At 64.4% G+C, this 15,224-nt stretch carries 12 protein-coding genes; 4 read left to right on the top strand and 8 right to left on the bottom strand.

The annotated features are described in order from the left end of the window. Positions 1 to 175 precede the first annotated feature (175 nt). From LVJ94_19350 to LVJ94_19360, 3 genes are read right to left on the bottom strand one after another with little or no spacing between them, the layout of a single operon-like run. The gene (locus tag LVJ94_19350; protein ID WXB09374.1) at positions 176 to 1,243 is read right to left on the bottom strand and encodes a hypothetical protein; all 1,068 of its coding nucleotides are present in this window, start codon (positions 1,241 to 1,243) and stop codon (positions 176 to 178) included. Then, positions 1,240 to 2,616, bottom strand: coding sequence for a FecR domain-containing protein (locus LVJ94_19355; protein ID WXB09375.1), 1,377 nt, complete (start codon positions 2,614 to 2,616; stop codon positions 1,240 to 1,242). Before LVJ94_19355 ends, LVJ94_19350 begins: the two co-directional genes overlap by 4 nt. Next, positions 2,613 to 3,272 carry a sigma-70 family RNA polymerase sigma factor gene (locus tag LVJ94_19360; protein ID WXB09376.1) on the bottom strand — a complete coding sequence of 220 codons (660 nt, stop codon included), beginning with the start codon at positions 3,270 to 3,272 and terminating at the stop codon, positions 2,613 to 2,615. The genes LVJ94_19355 and LVJ94_19360 overlap by 4 nt, the downstream gene beginning before the upstream one ends. Before the next feature lie 184 nt (positions 3,273 to 3,456). Here LVJ94_19360 and LVJ94_19365 point away from each other — a divergent pair, with 184 nt between their 5' ends. The 4 genes from LVJ94_19365 to LVJ94_19380 all read left to right on the top strand — a co-directional run bounded on the left by LVJ94_19365 (position 3,457) and on the right by LVJ94_19380 (position 9,486). After that, positions 3,457 to 4,755 (top strand): hypothetical protein, encoded by a 1,299-nt coding sequence (locus tag LVJ94_19365; GenBank protein ID WXB09377.1) that lies wholly within the window; start codon positions 3,457 to 3,459, stop codon positions 4,753 to 4,755. Further along, complete coding sequence (locus tag LVJ94_19370) at positions 4,752 to 6,035, top strand: hypothetical protein (GenBank protein ID WXB09378.1); 1,284 nt, start codon at positions 4,752 to 4,754, stop codon at positions 6,033 to 6,035. Before LVJ94_19365 ends, LVJ94_19370 begins: the two co-directional genes overlap by 4 nt. Positions 6,036 to 6,124: 89 nt before the next feature. Continuing rightward, the gene (locus tag LVJ94_19375) at positions 6,125 to 8,137 is read left to right on the top strand and encodes a DUF4962 domain-containing protein (protein WXB09379.1); all 2,013 of its coding nucleotides are present in this window, start codon (positions 6,125 to 6,127) and stop codon (positions 8,135 to 8,137) included. Positions 8,138 to 8,178: 41 nt separating this feature from the next. After that, entirely contained in the window at positions 8,179 to 9,486 is a 1,308-nt protein-coding gene (locus LVJ94_19380; protein ID WXB09380.1) for an MFS transporter, read from the top strand. 24 nt (positions 9,487 to 9,510) lie between these two features. Here LVJ94_19380 and LVJ94_19385 read toward each other — a convergent pair whose 3' ends face one another. From LVJ94_19385 to LVJ94_19405, 5 genes are read right to left on the bottom strand one after another with little or no spacing between them, the layout of a single operon-like run. Continuing rightward, the gene (locus LVJ94_19385) at positions 9,511 to 10,590 is read right to left on the bottom strand and encodes an HAD-IIIC family phosphatase (protein WXB09381.1); all 1,080 of its coding nucleotides are present in this window, start codon (positions 10,588 to 10,590) and stop codon (positions 9,511 to 9,513) included. Next, entirely contained in the window at positions 10,587 to 10,835 is a 249-nt protein-coding gene (locus tag LVJ94_19390; protein ID WXB09382.1) for a phosphopantetheine-binding protein, read from the bottom strand. The genes LVJ94_19385 and LVJ94_19390 overlap by 4 nt, the downstream gene beginning before the upstream one ends. Positions 10,836 to 10,843: 8 nt before the next feature. Continuing rightward, positions 10,844 to 11,716, bottom strand: a complete 873-nt coding sequence (locus LVJ94_19395) for a 3-hydroxyacyl-CoA dehydrogenase NAD-binding domain-containing protein (GenBank protein ID WXB09383.1) — start codon at positions 11,714 to 11,716, stop codon at positions 10,844 to 10,846. After that, a complete protein-coding gene (locus tag LVJ94_19400) occupies positions 11,716 to 13,947 on the bottom strand; it encodes an FkbM family methyltransferase (GenBank protein WXB09384.1) in 2,232 nt (743 codons plus the stop codon). Before LVJ94_19400 ends, LVJ94_19395 begins: the two co-directional genes overlap by 1 nt. Continuing rightward, positions 13,944 to 15,221 carry a LeuA family protein gene (locus LVJ94_19405; protein ID WXB09385.1) on the bottom strand — a complete coding sequence of 426 codons (1,278 nt, stop codon included), beginning with the start codon at positions 15,219 to 15,221 and terminating at the stop codon, positions 13,944 to 13,946. The genes LVJ94_19400 and LVJ94_19405 overlap by 4 nt, the downstream gene beginning before the upstream one ends. Positions 15,222 to 15,224: the final 3 nt, after the last annotated feature.

A 15,224-nucleotide genomic window follows, 5' to 3' on the forward strand; every position in this document is an offset into this window, starting at 1 on the left:
TCGTTTCGATGTAATAAGGCCCCAAAGGGATCCAATCCAGATGGGCACTATTCGTATATGACGTGTACGAGGCCTACGAGACAGTGTCCTCCCGCTGGCGCTGCGGTTCAGGATTCGCCGGCTGCGGTGTCTTTTTCATCCCGCGAGCTTCAGCTCGGCGCGCGGGCGTGCGCTTCTAAAAGCCCGCGTCGAGGGTCAGCGAAAGCATGGTCAACGGCTGTCCCCATACCGCGCTATTGTCATGTTGGACGAGCGACACGGTGGTGCGTGGCAGGGCCTGCCCGACCAATGCGGCGAACGTGAGGCGCGACTCCGAAAAGATGCGCACGCCCACGCCGAACTCCAGAAACGGAATGGCCATCGGTCCCTTGCGATCGATCTCGTGGGCGTGCGCGTTCAACGCACCGCCGGAGTATTCCATGGCGGCGCCCGCGATGCCTCCACCGGCCGTGACCGCCCAGAGCCGCTGTTTGGACTCCCACGTGAACACGGGACCGATTCCGAGGAGCCAGGCGCGAATGTCGGTCGAGGATCCTTTTGGCTCCCACGTGTTGGGCACGAGCGGCACCCCTGCAAAGAGGGCAATGCCCACGTGCCGCTGGAAGTGGTAGCTCGCGCCCAGCCGAAGGTTCCACCCCGGCCTCATGCCGCCGTACGGCATCGTCATGGCGGAGAGGCCCGCGGACACCCTGAATTTCGGGGGCGCGGATGGCCCGGCCTCCGAGGGCTCCCGCGATTCCTCCGGGTGGTCGGCGGCTTGCTCCGGGCGGTTCGACGCGGCGGCCTCGCGGGAGCGAAGTCGGTATTCGACGGCCACGCGGACGACCTCGGCGGAGCGGAGGGTGGTGACGTCCTCGGTGGCCATGTGCACCACTTCGACGGGTTGCACGTGGCCCGCGGCGTCGACGACCCACACATGAAGAGCGCCCTCGTCGTCGACTTCCACGAGGGCGGTCGCGTGGAACTCACGCGCGGTGCCCTCGAGCTCTTCGCGCGACGGGGCGAGCGCATCGGTGCTTCCACCCGGGCGCGGGGCGGGGGCCCGTGGACGCGGCGCGAACACTTGCCACCCGAGCGTCTCGAGTTCGGCCCGCATGCGGGTGAGCGCGCTCGCGTTCGGGCGACCCAAGAGCACGACCCGCACCGGCGCCGCCGGCGGTTCCTCCGCGGCCGCGTTCGATGCGCAGGCGACGAGAATGGCGATCCCCAGGACGAGTGCGTGGCGAAGGCCTCGCCCCGTCATCGGTGCTCGAGGAGCTCGAGGGCCCGATCCGCGTGCGGCCCGGACGGGTACTTCGCCATGTACCGGCGTGCGGCCTCGCGTGCGGCGTCCATCTCGCCGGCGCGTTCGCGTGCCTCCATCAAGCGGCCCAAGACCTCCCGGGCGAGCGGACCCGAGGGACGCTCGCGAAAGGCCGTCCCGAACCAGTTGGCCGCGTCGCGCGGCAGGCTGCGTTGATCGAAGCACAATCGACCGAGCTGAAACGCCGCCCAAGGGGCCCGTTCGTCGGCAGGAAAGCGACGCCGGATGGCGAGAAGCGCCTGCTCGGCCTCGTCGAAGTGCCCGGTGAAGCGCGCCATGTCGGCCAGGGCCGCGAGATCCGAAACGTCGCCCTCTTCACAGAGTCGCGCCCACCCCGCACGATGGGCCGCAGCGTACGCCTCGTGGAAGCGGTCGGCGCCGAACATGATCCGCCATTCCGGTGCCGGCGGCGGCGAAGGCTGCGCGGCAACGGGGGCAGGGGGCTCCACCGTCGCTTCCGGCTTGGGCATCTCGGGGAGCGAGGACACGCGGCGGGGCGGGGTGGCCGGGGCGCTCGGCCTCACCGCGTTCGTCGGTGCGGATGGAGCGGGCGAAGGTGCGGGCGAAGGCGCGCGGGCCGGAACGGGCTCCTCGGTGGCGACCATGTGCTCTTCATCGCAGATCAGGCGCAGCGACTGCCCGCTGCGGACAGCCCGCTCGCGCGCCAGCCCGCAGCCGGTCACCACGACGGAACCCTCCTCGAGCTGCAACGTGAACGTGCCCTCCGCAGGCTGCCACCCCACTTGGAACTGTGTTCCCGTGACGTGCACCTCGAAGGGGCCCGCGGCAAAGTACCAGCTGCTGCTCTCGCCATGAACGACGCGGGCGTGGGTCTCGCCCCGCTCCAGGACCACGCGGGCGCCGAGGCTTCCCACATCCACCACCCGCGCGCGGGAAGACGCCGCGAGCAGCAACTCCGTCCCGTCCGAAAAATGAATGGGCAACGAGCCCGTCTTCGGTGCCGCGATCCAATCGCCCACCTGCAGCGCGTGGCTCGGCACGTGGGCTTCGCCTTGGACCTCGAAGGCAAGTGGCGGCACGGCCTGGGTGGCAGGGGCCGGCGCCGTTCTCGTCGACACCACCAGCGCATGGGCGCCTACGCCCACCAACGCCGACACCATCAGCGCGGCCACCATCGCCCATCGCGAAAGGGCCTCCACGCCACGCTTTTTCCGGCGGAGCGCCGCCTCCGGTGCGAGGAACGCTTCACGCGCACGTTCCAGCGTGTCGTCGTCGAGCACGCGCTCGTCTTGCACCTCGGCCAGTTTCGCCCCGAGGCGCTTGAGCGAAGCCGATGAAGAGGACCGCTTCATTCGTCGCTCCATCGGCCACGGCGGATCCACTCTGCGAGCGCGGGGTGCTGCCGGGCATGCGCCAGAAAACGCTTTTCGGCTGCAGCGAGCCGTCGCTTGATGGTGCTCACCGACGTGTCGCACGCCTCGGCCACCTGCGTGAGCTCCATGCCGTCGATGAAGCGCAACGTGAACGCGATGCGTTCGTCGACCCCCATCCGCGCGAGAATGCGGTAAGTGGCCGTGAGCGCTTCACTGGCGTCCGCGTCCCCGGCCGGTCCAGGTTCCGGCTCGGGAAGGCTCTCGTTGGGCAGGAACACGAGCCAGCGCCTTCGTTGCCGCCGGCGAATGCACTCGCGCGCCGTAAAGACGGCGATCCCCGTGAGCCACGATCGCAGGGTCGACGGATCGTCCAGCCGCTCGATGCCGGTCATCGCGCGCAGAAAGACCTCCTGCACCAGATCGGCGAGCTCGACATCCGACCCGAGGACACGCAGCAGGATTCGCCGCACGTCCCCCGCGTACAGATCGAAGAATCGCGCGCGGGCATCCACGTCGCCGGCGCAGAGGCCCGCGATCATGCGCTCGTCGTTCGACACGATCCGCGGTCCGAAGCCGGAGGTGGGCGGTGTCCGGGCCGACTTGGAGTCTTGGGGATCTGCGTACGAGGTGCGCACCGCACCTGTAGAGTGACCGAACCCGCCCTTCGAGGTTCAACAAAATCAGGTGCGCCGGGCAGTGGCGCGCCATGAGGTGGCGTCGATTGCCACGGGGTGGACGCCCCACTAGACTCGTCGCCCCGTGCGTCTGAACGAGGGCCGTGGCCATTTCCATCGACGAATCCCGGTCGGTTTCGTCGCGATGCTCCCCCTCGTCCTCGGCGCCCTTGCCGTGCTTTCCGCCAGCGCATGCGGCGTACTCATCGGCCACGAGGACCTTCCCGAACGGTCACACGGGCCCGATGGAGGAGCCGACGGCGCGCCCCCACGCGGCGTGGATGGATCGCTCGATGCGATCCATCCCGCGGGAACCTTGGATCGGACCTTTGGCGATCAGGGATTCACCACGCTGGAGTGGCCCACCCTGACCGTGCCTCCGTCGCTGATGCTGGACGGCGAAGACATTCTGCTCGTGCTGACCGCAAGCAAGCCCGGTCTGGCGATCGTTCGATGTTCCAAATCGGGCGTCTGCGATACGTCGCATCCGATGAAGCCCGAGCCATCTTCGGTCAGCCGCGTCGTTCCCGTTCGCGATCTGGGCGGTGGTGTGGGGCTCTTCTACGGATTGCAGTCCGCCGACCCTGAGCGCGAATACGAGAACATCGCGCACCTGTGGCGTTCGACGCGCGATGGCGGTGCCGAACACCTCGCCCAGGAAACGCTGACCGCACCGACCACCCAGCTCGAAATTGCCTTTGCGACGAGCCCCCTTCGAAGCGTGGGGGTCAACAATGGGGGACCGAGAGGGGCAGGGCGGGTGAACGTCCGCGCATTTCTGCAGGACGGCAGCCCCGATATGCTCTTTGGCCAGGGAGGACTCGTGGCCAGAGCCTTGCCGGTGCCGTACTTCGTTCCGAACGATGTCCTCCTTCACGACGATGGTCGGATCGTGGTTGCGGGAATGGCCGAAGCGGTCATGTGGATGCGGTTCGAGAAGAATGGCGCCGTGGATACCTCGTTTGGAACGAAGGATGGCGTGGGCACCTCGAACCTCGCCTCGGAAATACGAGAGATCGTCCTGGACGATGGTGGCTACATCGCAGGCGGCTCGCATTCGGACACGCCCCGTGGAGTCTTGCTCCGGCTGGACCGCGACGGCCGCATCGACCCGTCGTACTGGAACGGCGGAATGTATCGATTCGAGATCAGCGCGGACGGTCTGAGACCGCCGTTGGCGCTCGTGGGGGCGATGGCGCTCGGAGCCGGCGGCAGCGTGCTTGCATTCGGGAGCACCTCGGCGACGGAGACCGGCGTCGTCACCCTCTCACGGGTTTCTCGGAGCGGGCTCGATACCTCATTTGCGCAAAATGGATATGCGTACATCGAGGAAGGGGAGATCGGCGGACGGGCCAGCATGGTCATTCAGCCCGATGGAAAAGCCGTGGTGACGTGGCTTTCGGCCGAGCACGTGGTGAAACTCGCGCGCTTTTGGGTCCAATGAAGGCGCTGCGCGCAAGCCTATTTGCACTTTTCGCGGCCAGCTTCGGCGTGGCGTGCACCACGCTGTTGGGGGTGGACGACCTCCCCGGGCTCACCCGCGGGTTGGATGCCGGCGATGCGCATGCGGATTCTCCTGGCCCCGACGCGGCGGCCGGGTCGCTGGACCTTTCGTTCGGAGACGGCGGCGTCGTGGAGATACGGGTACCGCTGTCCGTCGGCGGCGCGTCGGTGCTCTCCGATGGCGACGAGCTCGTGGTCCTCTTCGCCGCCGGGGACGGCGACCTGATGCTCGTGCGCTGTTCCCGCGACGGAGTGTGCCATGCTTCGCCCCCGACGGTGGTCATGAAGGGAGCGGGCATTGGCGGCTTTGCCGTGAGGGAGCCAGGCGGAAATGCCATCCTCGTCCATGCGAGCGCCGACGCCCCCAATTACCAAGTCGTGAGGTACCTGCTCCGCGTCGCACGCGACGGCGGGGTCGAGACGCTCATGCGTGAGCAATCCTCCCCGAACTCTTCCTCCGGCGAGTTGGTCCCCATCGAACGACCGTTGCGCATCCTTCTCGTGCGCAGCAGCGATCTCCCGGATGGTGGTGGCGAGCTTCGTCAACGCGCGATGCTTCTGGACGGTGGGCCCGATCCGCGGTTCGGCACGAATGGGACGGTCGCGAGTACCTATTCCTGGGAGCCCATCGTGGTGGGGGCCAGCGCGCGCGACAACGGCGGCATCGTCGTCCTGGCTTCCGGCCAGACGTCCCCTACGGTGTGGCTAGGATTCCGTGCGGACGGCCATGCAGACACCAACTTTGGCGTCGACGGCGGAATGGGATCGTCCAGCGAGCTTTCCCCCACGGTGCTTCTCGAGGACGATGGGGGCTACGTCATGGGTGGCGTGCGAGGCGTGAGCCGCGCCGTGCTGGCACGCATCACACGCGACGGTCACCTGGATTCATCCCGTTGGGACCAGGGGATCTTTGCGTTTCCCACCGTCATCGTCTCGAACGAAGACCCGTACCTCACCTCCATCCGGGCACTCGGAGCCCAGCCGAATGGATCGATTCTGGCCCTCGGTGTCGCGCACCGATTGTCCGGTCCACCCGTCGACGTCCTCACGCGGGTCGGCCCCGAGGGGCTCGATCCGCACTTCGGCCGCAAGGGCTTCGTGATCTTGGGTCCACAGGGATCCTCCGGGTCGCGCAGTGTGGCCGTGCAGTCCGACGGAAAAGCGGTCGTCGCATTGACGTACGACGGTTCCCTGAGGCTTACGCGATACCTCGCCGAGTGACCTACAAGGTCCTGGACAAGCACCCTCGTCATGTCAGTATGGGAACGTTAACATATCGCCCGGGGCGCGACGCAGAGAGGGAGGCACTCATGGAGCTGCACGCACGAAGAGCCGCAACGAAATGTTCCATCGCTAGGCTCATTTTGGTCGCCCTATTGCCGGTGGCCGTATCGTGCAGCGACGACGCGGCGAACGCGCCGGCCCTCAATACGGATGGTCACCCCATCTCCCGCTTCATGGGTCAACTCCGGTCGTCGCTGCGCCCAGAGCTGATGGGAAAGCATCCACGCGTCTATGCCACCGTCGCCGAACTATCGCAGCTGCGCGAACGCGCGCACGGCTCGCATCAAAAGGTCTGGCAGTATGCGCTCGATCAAGTTCGCGCGGTGAGGGTGCCCCCGCCGCCGCCACCTTCGCAGGAACGGCGCTCCCAGAATGAAGTGGGGCTCGGCATCGCCGAAGCCGCGCTGGCGTACAAAATCGAAGGCGACCCGAAATACTTGGTCGCAGCCAAACAATACCTCGACGCGGCCGCCAGTTACGACGTGTGGGGGTATTACAACAACAAACCCAACGTCGACCTGGCCGCGGGCCACCTGCTGTATGGAATGGGGTGGGGCTACGATCTTCTCTACGACGACCTCACGGACGCCGAGCGCACGCGGTATCGCGACAAGCTGACCCTCCAGGCTCGGTTGCTCTTCGATTATTACAAGCCCACGCCAGGGAAACAGTATCCCTACAGCCAGAATCACACGTTCATTCCGATCGCCGGGCTAGGCGTCGCCGCCTACGCACTGTACGACGAAGTGGCCGACGCGCCGGAGTGGGCCAAGCTCGCGCGCGCGATCTACGAACGCGTGCTGCAGACGTATTCTCAAGATGGCTATTACTACGAGGGGCACGAGTACTGGGTCTTCTCCACGCCGTGGCTCGTTCATTATCTCGACGCGCACCTGCACGCGACCGGCGAAGATTTGTACGATCAGCCGGGATTTCGGCGGTCGCACGAATACATTGCGCATTCCGTGTTGCCCGACGGGCAATGGGTCTTCGATTTTGGCGACATCATGGACGGGCCGGCAACGCGATTGAAAACGGGGCCCGAGTACGAGCGCTCCCACCCAGGGGGTCGATTTCATACGAATTACAACATCCTGTACCGCTTGGCCTCCCGCTTCCGCAGTGGCGAGGCGCAGGGGGTGGCCGCTTGGATGGAGAGTCTGAATCATTTCAACGCCGAGAACTATTGGTCCCTTTTCTGGTACGATCCAACGGTTCCAGTGGTTCCGATCGAGCAGCAGCCACGGTGGCACTACTTTCCCGATCATGACGTGGTGTACTGGCGAAGCGACTGGACGCCCAACGCAAAGGCCTTCGCCTTCAAGTGCGGTCCGCCGGAAGGTCATCACGCCAAGGGGCAATACGAAGCATTCCGCGACTGGGTCTCCTCGAACGGCCATGCCCATCCGGATGCCAACAGCTTCATCCTCTACGGGGGCAAGGCGTATCTCACCGGCGCCTCGGGGTATGCCGGCATTCCTCTGACCGCGCACAACAACACCTTGCTCGTCGATGGCAAGGGACAAGCCCGCGAGGGGAACGGTCATGAGGCGTTCGAGGGGGTGCCGAACGAGCGGCTCGATGGCATCCGCATCGAGGAAGTGAAGATCGAGTCCGGTCGAGCCTACGTGCGCGGCAACGCGGCATCCGCCTACGAGCCGGAGCTGGGGCTGACCAAGTTCATTCGAGAGTTCGAAATCTCCGATTCGGCACCGGAGGAATTCGTGGTGACCGACGACGTGGCCGCGAACCACGAGGCGGAGTTCACGGCCCTGGTTCATGCCGATGAAAAGGTGGAGACGACCGGCACGACCGGATTCCTCATCAAGGCACCCTCCGCCCAATTGAGCATCACCATGCCGGGCGCGGAGCCATTCAAGGCGGCCATCGTTCCGAACATCGTGGCCTCGCCCGGTCCGCCCGGGCGCATCGATCAAGGCCCCAAAGAACCGCGGGGCGAACGATTGGAAATTTCCTCCGCGACCAAGAAAGCGCACGTGCGCCTGGTGACCAGGCTCAAGATCGAAGCCCGGGAGTGAAGCGCAGATGTGTCCGACGTAGTGAATGATAACGTTATCACATGGCCATTCAATCCGAAAAAATGGAGATCGACGTGTCGCCGGGCACGCCAGCCATGCCGGGCACTGTTGCGCGCGAGGCGATGGCCAGGCCGTCTCGCAGGCGCTGGTTGGTCATCGGCCTGATCTTCGTGGTGACGCTGATCAACTACCTCGACCGGTTGACCGTTTCGGTGCTCGCTCCGGTCATCACGGAAGCCATGAAGCTTTCGAATCTACAATATGCCAGCCTCGCTACCTGGTTTCTGCTGGCGTACACCCTCAGCCAGAGCCTGTCGGGGCGCATTTACGATCGAATGGGGATTCGCCGTGGCTTCACGTTGTCGGTCGTCGTTTGGTCACTCTCCGCCATGGCCCACGCGTTCGTTCGAGGGCTCGGTGGCCTGAGTGTTCTGCGATTCTGCCTTGGCCTGGGCGAGGCAGGTAACTGGCCGGGCGCAGCAAAGGTCGTCGCCGAGTGGTTCCCCGTTCGCGAGCGGGCGTTTGCCATGGCCATCTTCAATAGCGGCGCCGCGATCGGCTCGATTGTCGCGCCGCCGCTCATCGTATGGTTGCAATTGACCTACGGTTGGCAGGGCGCGTTCTTGGTTACCGGAGGCCTCGGCTTCTGCTGGCTCATGGCCTGGTGGGCGTTGTACCGCCCGAACGAGTCGCCGGTGGCCGCGCCGGTGAAGGCGGGGGTTGTGCCGTCGAAATCCGACGAAGAGGCGCCAAAATGGCTCGCGCTCCTTCGGAAGAAGGAAGTTTGGGCCATCGTGTTGGGTCGCGTTTTGGTCGACCCCGTATGGTGGCTCTACATTAGCTGGCTCCCGCTGTTCCTTTACAAAGTCCACGGGTTCGATCTGAAGAAGATCGGGCTGTTTGCCTGGGTCCCGTACCTCGCCGCCGATGCCGGGAGCTTGGTCGGAGGGCTCGCGTCCGGTTATCTGGTGAAGCGCGGCTGGCGCGTCCAGAACGCGCGTCGGGCGACCATCGCTTTTGGCGCACTTCTCATGCCGGCGGGCATTCTCGCCGCGAGGAGCGAGAGCCCGTTCTCCGCGCTCGCCTTGATCGGCCTGGTGCTGTTCGGATTTCAAGTGTGGATCAACAACGTGCAGACGCTGCCGAGTGACTGGTTCTCGAGCAAAACGGTGGCCTCGGTCGCGGGCCTCGGGGGAACCGGCGCAGGCATTGGCAGCATGATGTTCTTGCTTCTCACGGGCTGGGTCGTCGATCACTTCGGATACACCCCCATTCTGACGGCGGCGGGGCTGTTGGCACCCGTGGGGACGTTGCTGATGTTTGCACTCTTTCCAAATCGTGAGCCGTGAGCCGCCGAACTCACGGAAATGCGCTCAAACGTCGATTTGCACGTCGATGTACGGCGGGAAGTTCTGGACGTTCGAATAGTCGTTCTCCAGGACGGACGTTGCCCCGAGCCGTTCCACCTCGCGGAAGCCTGCGAATTTGTACGTGATGTACATCTGGCGGTTCCGATCCGTCGACACGAATTCCGCGCGAAAGCGGGCGCCGGCATCGCGGGCGCGCTGCAGAATGTAGTTCAATAGAACCGTGCCCACGCCGCGTGACATCACCCGGCAGGACATCAAGAGTAGCTTCAGCGTCCACACGTCGGCCGTGCGCTCCACGAGAGCGAGTCCGATCTTTCCATATGTGCCGTATTTGTCGTTCAATCCAGCGATGAGCAAATCGTGATTCGGTGATTGCCGGAACGCGGCCAGCTCGTCGTACGAGTACGTGTAGCCGGTGGCATTGAGCTGGTTCGTGCGTACGGTGAGCTCCTCCGCGCGCTTCAAGTCCTCCTCCTGGGCGCGGGAGATGACGAATTGCATGCCCAGCGACGCGAGGAATTCGTCCGGGCTGCCCTGGTGAGCATCCTCCACGGTTTTTCGCTCGATGTCCGCCTGGTACATCCTGCGCCGCACCCGCGAGTCGTCGGTGATGAATCGCGGATTCAGCTCGGGGAGCTCCACCATGCGGTGTGCCTCGGCGGCATCGATGCAGAGCACCTTCGGGTGCGCAAACCGAACCTCGTCCCGCTCGAAGGGCTGATCGTCCACGAAGGCAATCGCATCGATACCGAAGTTCAGTGACTTGGCGACGGCCTCGATGGAGGCCGATTTGTTGCCCCAGTGGATCTGAGGGTAAAGGAAGTATTCGTCGATTCCAAATTCGCGAAGTTTGGCCATTGCGAGCTCAGGCTCGTTCCGGCTCGCGATGGAGTGAAGAATACCGCGCTCGTCGAGCGTGCGGAGGGTGGCCACCACCTCCTCGCGCAGCCGAACTTGGGGATCCTCGAGCAGGATGCCGTCCCAGACGGTGTTGTCGAGGTCCCATACGACGCACTTGATGTTTTTCTTCTCGTCTTTGCGCGGCTGCGCGCCTTCTGCCTTCTCCGCCACGACGCTCGTCATGATTTTTGCGTCTTTCGCCGTACGAGCTCGACCAGGGCACGAACCGAACGGAAATTGTCGAGTTCCATGTCCTCGTTTTCGATTTCGAGGCCGAACTGGTGCTCGACGAAGTTGACCAGCTGAATGGCGAACATCGAATTGACGAATCCCAAACTGAAGATGTCGTCTTCGTCCGAGAGCTCGTGGCCGGGGAAGAATTTGGTCAAATAATTGCGAATCGTCTTGTTGCTATCTTCCGACGTCATGGTTTTCCTCAGGAGTAATCGTAAAAGCCGCGCCCCGATTTTCGGCCGTGAAGGCCGGCGTCCACCATCTTCTTGAGAAGCGGACAAGGACGGTATTTGTCGTCGTTGAAGCTCTCGTAGAGAACCTCGATCGAATAGAGAATCGTATCGAGCCCGATGAGATCGGCCGTCTCCAAGGGCCCCATTTTGTGCTCGAAGCAGCCCTTGAAGATCTTGTCGACGTCGGCCGCGCTGGCCACTTGGTCCTGCACGAGGAAAACGGCCTCGTTGATGGTCAGCATCAGCACGCGATTGGACACGAACCCGGGGACGTCTTCCACGACCACGGCGGCTTTGTTCATCTCGGCGAGCAGCCGCTTGCCCGTGTCGATGGTCTGTGGGGTCGTGTGAAAGCCACGAATGACCTCCACCATGGGCTTGAGCGGCACCGGATTCATGAAGTGCATGCCCAGCACCTGCGACGGGCGCTTGGTGACCGAACCGACCCGCGTGATGGAGATGGCCGACGTATCGACCGCAAAGACCACCTCCGGCCGGCAGATGGGGTCGATGCGCTCGTAGACCTCTTTTTTGATGGGCCACTTTTCCGTCACGTTTTCGATGACGAAGTCGACATTCGACAATCGCGCATAATCGGTGGTGAAGGTGATGCGCTCCAGCACTTCCTTCACGTCGACCTTTTGCGCCGACTTGCCAAAGAGCGCGAACGCACGCACCCCATTGCGTATTTCCTTGCGGGCGCGATCGAGCACCTGCTCGGAAATGTCGACCAGCACCACGTGGTGTCCAGTCTGTGCGAGGTCTTGCGCGACGCCGACCCCCATGACGCCAGCGCCCACGACGCCGACGGAGGTGAATTCCAACTTGCGTGTCGAGTCCATCACTGTCCTTTACGAATGGCGTAGATGTTGAAAATGTTCGTTCCGACGTACAGCTCGTCCTGTTGCGCAATGACCGAGAAGCCATGGCGCTCGAACACGTCGGTGAGCGCTTGGACCCTTCCGTCGACGTCGTGCGCCTCCAAGACGATCTGCGAGAATTTGGGCCAGTCCGCGTCGTCGATGCCTTCGATGACCTCCAGCTCGCACTTCTGCACGTCCACCTTCATCAGATCGATGCGCTCGATCTTCTGCTCGCGAATGACGTCGCTCAGGCGGCGCAGTTTTGCGGTGAAGTGGACCGCTTCGAAGCGCACGTCGAGGAGCTCTTCGGCGTACGGATCCATCTGACCGGCGTGCTCGTCTCCCCCGCGGCGCTGGTTCTCGATGATGGTCTTGAGGTTGTGCCTCTCCTCCGCCTCGTCCGGGTGAAACGACGACATGCCCGCGCTGTGAGGGTAAAACGTGAACGGCGCCTGACGCTCGGCGTTCGACAGACCGACGTTGAGGACGGTGGCCCGAATGCCATGCAGACCGACGTTGCGCTGGATGATCTCGAACAGGGGAGGGGCCGGTTCGAAGGTGAAGATGCGGACATTCTTGGCTTCGGTGTGCGCGAACACCGTGAACAGTCCGATGTTGCCGCCGACGTCGAGCACGCAACCACCGTCCGGAATGACGATGCCGTGTTTGACGTACGAGCGATGCGCGAAGATATCGTCATAGAAGTGCTTCGTTTCGGCTTCGTTTTGGTGCGCCACCGAAATGCCGTTGGGTAGGCGGAAGAGCGGCTTCTGCGCGGCCTGCGGCTTGGGGGGCGTCACGGGCTTCGCCGGTGCGGATTTCGGCCGGCTGCCGCCGGGGCGCAGTTCGTCGAGGACGCTGGCCATGGCTTCGAGCGTCGGCGATTCGTACACGCGCCGGAGCGGCAGCTTCACGCGGAGCGAGCGGGCGACGCGGTCGATGAGGCGCGTGGCGATGAGTGAATTGCCCCCGAGCCGGAAAAAGTTCGCATCGGCGGCGGGGGCATCGCACTTCAAGAGCGCCTGCCACATCGCGGCCAGCTCCTGCTCCGTTTTGCCAAGAGGCCGTGCCGGCGCGGCGGCCGCTTCGTTCGATGCCGCGAGATCCCATTCCACGCGGGTACCGGTGAGCCGGAGCTGGCCCGCGGCCCTCGATAGCACCGACGTATCGGACTCCGGATCGAGGCCATGGCGCATCGACGGCACCACGACGCGGTCGTGTGCCGGTGTGACCAGGCTGCTCAAGGTCTGCCCCGGACCCACCTCGAGGAACGCATGCGGGGCACGCGAGGACAGCGCCGCGAGGCCGTCGGCGAACCGCACCGGCCGGCAAAGGTGCTTGGCCCAATAGCTGGGATCGGTGGCCTCCGCGGCGGTGATGAGCGCGCCGGTGACGTTCGACACGTAGGGGATCTGCGGTGCGCGAAGGGTGAAACCTCGAGCCAGCTGCGTCACGCGCTCGGCAATCGGATCCATCATCTTGGAGTGGAACGCATGCGTCGATTGCACGCGCCGGAAGGCCACACCCCGTTCGCGAAGGTGCCGCTCGAACGCGGTCACCTCGTCGGGGGGGCCGCCGATGACGCAAAACTCCGGACCGTTCACCGCGCACAGCGACAGATGCTCGCCGAGGAGAGGTGCGATTTCGCGTTCGGGCAGCGTCACCGCGAGCATCGCCCCCGCAGGGAGCGTCTCGATCAGCTGCGCGCGGCGGGCGACCAGGGTGAGCGAATCTTCGATCGAGAGCACGCCGGCCAAGCACGCGGCGACGTACTCGCCGAGGCTGTAGCCAATCATCGTCTGCGGGTGCACGCCCCACGCCTGCCATTGCTTGGCGAGCGCATACTCGATGACGAAAAGGGCCGGTTGCGCATGGCGCGTTCGGTTGAGCCGGCTCTCGTTCGGCGTGGCCGTGCGGCCATCGCGGCCGAGCATTCTGCGCAAGTCGAGCTTTTCCGCGGGAGGCGCCGCCGGAGCCGACGCGTCCTCCGGGTGCATGACCGTGCGAATGTCCAGGCCGAGCTCGGGCTGGAGCAGCGCCGCGCAACGGTCCACCTGCTCGCGAAAGACGGGCAGCGTGCGATAGAGCTCGAGCCCCATACCGACGTAGTGGTCGCCCAGCCCGGGGAACATGAACGAAAGGGAGGCCGCCGTCGTTTGGGCCTGGTTCGCACGAGTTTTCGAGTGGATCGTTTCGGATGTCGTCGTCATGCTGTTTCTCTTTCCTCGTGCCCCATCGAAAGGGTGTGGGCTTGCGCGTCGACGCGAGCCACGACGCGGAGCACCTCGTCGTCGGTCATGATGTGATCTTGCGATTTGGCGGCCTTTAGAATTTCGCCCACCAGAAATTCGGAAGCAGGAATTCCGCGCTGGCGCAGCCAATGAACGACATTGGATGCGCCACTCATGAATCCAATGCAAATCTCCTGGGCGAGCCCGAACGAGCCAGCCGGAACCCCGCTGTAAATGCGGTCGGCCAGCCACGAATCCCCGCGGGACATGGCCTTGATGATCGCGGCGGCGTGAACCCCCGTCGCCGTGCGGAATGCGTCGCGCCCCACCAGTGGATAGCTAGGCGGAATGATCCACCCGATGGCCGAGGCCACGGTCTCTACGTAGTCGACCAATTGGGCCACGTCCCGGTCGAGCAGGCCGAGCAGCTTCATGTTCATCAGCAAAAGCTCCATCGGCACATTTCCTGCGCGCTCGCCCACGCCGAGCGCGGTGGCGTGAATGCGGTCGGCGCCGCACTCGATGGCCCGAATGGCATTTTCCAAGGCCAGACCACGATCGTTGTGGCCGTGCCAATCGATGCCCACGTGCGTGGCTCCCATTTCGGAAAGTAGCGCGCGGGTGAATCGAAGCAGATTCCTCACGCCGTCGGGGGTCGAGTGACCCACGGTGTCCGCGAGGCAGATGCGGGAGGCGCCGTGGTCGATGGCCGCGCGAAACAACGTCGTCAGCGTCTCGGGGCGCGACCGTGTCGTATCCTCGGTCACGTACGCCACGGGAAGGCCCGCCGCGACGGCCGCGTCGATGGCCTCGACGCTGCGTTTGGCAATCAGCGCGACGTCCCAATCTTCCGCGTATTGTCGAATGGGGCTCGAGCCGATGAAGGCGTAAACCTCCACGGGAATGCCTGCGCGCTGCGAAAGCTCGATCATCGGCGTGATGTCGCCGACCACCGTGCGGCCCGCGCAGGCAACCTTGATGGGCAATCGGCAGTGGGCCACTTCTTGGCATATGCGCAGGCAATCGTCGAATGCGCGCGGCGAGCTTGCCGGTAATCCGATATCGGCTTCGTCGACGCCGATATCGTTCATCGCATGGAGAATCTTCAGCTTCTCCTCGATGCTCGGCGACGTCACCGATGGGTTTTGCATCCCGTCCCGGAGCGTTTCGTCGAAGATCGACAGCCCCGCCGGAGCGCGCCGGTCCTTCGTCTCCAGCTCGTTCCAATCGAAAATGAGACGTGACTGCTTCATGGG

The organism is Sorangiineae bacterium MSr11367, assembly GCA_037157805.1.
GTDB lineage: Bacteria > Myxococcota_A > Polyangia > Polyangiales > Polyangiaceae > Pendulispora > Pendulispora rubella.

Bases quoted from the DNA above. Each gene is read 5' to 3' on its own strand.
- LVJ94_19350 (WXB09374.1), bottom strand. From the start codon at position 1,243: ATGACGGGGCGAGGCCTTCGCCACGCACTCGTCCTGGGGATCGCCATT.
- LVJ94_19355 (WXB09375.1), bottom strand. From the start codon at position 2,616: ATGAAGCGGTCCTCTTCATCGGCTTCGCTCAAGCGCCTCGGGGCGAAA.
- LVJ94_19365 (WXB09377.1), top strand. From the start codon at position 3,457: ATGCTCCCCCTCGTCCTCGGCGCCCTTGCCGTGCTTTCCGCCAGCGCA.
- LVJ94_19370 (WXB09378.1), top strand. From the start codon at position 4,752: ATGAAGGCGCTGCGCGCAAGCCTATTTGCACTTTTCGCGGCCAGCTTC.
- LVJ94_19375 (WXB09379.1), top strand. From the start codon at position 6,125: ATGGAGCTGCACGCACGAAGAGCCGCAACGAAATGTTCCATCGCTAGG.
- LVJ94_19380 (WXB09380.1), top strand. From the start codon at position 8,179: ATGGCCATTCAATCCGAAAAAATGGAGATCGACGTGTCGCCGGGCACG.
- LVJ94_19385 (WXB09381.1), bottom strand. From the start codon at position 10,590: ATGACGAGCGTCGTGGCGGAGAAGGCAGAAGGCGCGCAGCCGCGCAAA.
- LVJ94_19390 (WXB09382.1), bottom strand. From the start codon at position 10,835: ATGACGTCGGAAGATAGCAACAAGACGATTCGCAATTATTTGACCAAA.
- LVJ94_19395 (WXB09383.1), bottom strand. From the start codon at position 11,716: ATGGACTCGACACGCAAGTTGGAATTCACCTCCGTCGGCGTCGTGGGC.
- LVJ94_19400 (WXB09384.1), bottom strand. From the start codon at position 13,947: ATGACGACGACATCCGAAACGATCCACTCGAAAACTCGTGCGAACCAG.
- LVJ94_19405 (WXB09385.1), bottom strand. From the start codon at position 15,221: ATGAAGCAGTCACGTCTCATTTTCGATTGGAACGAGCTGGAGACGAAG.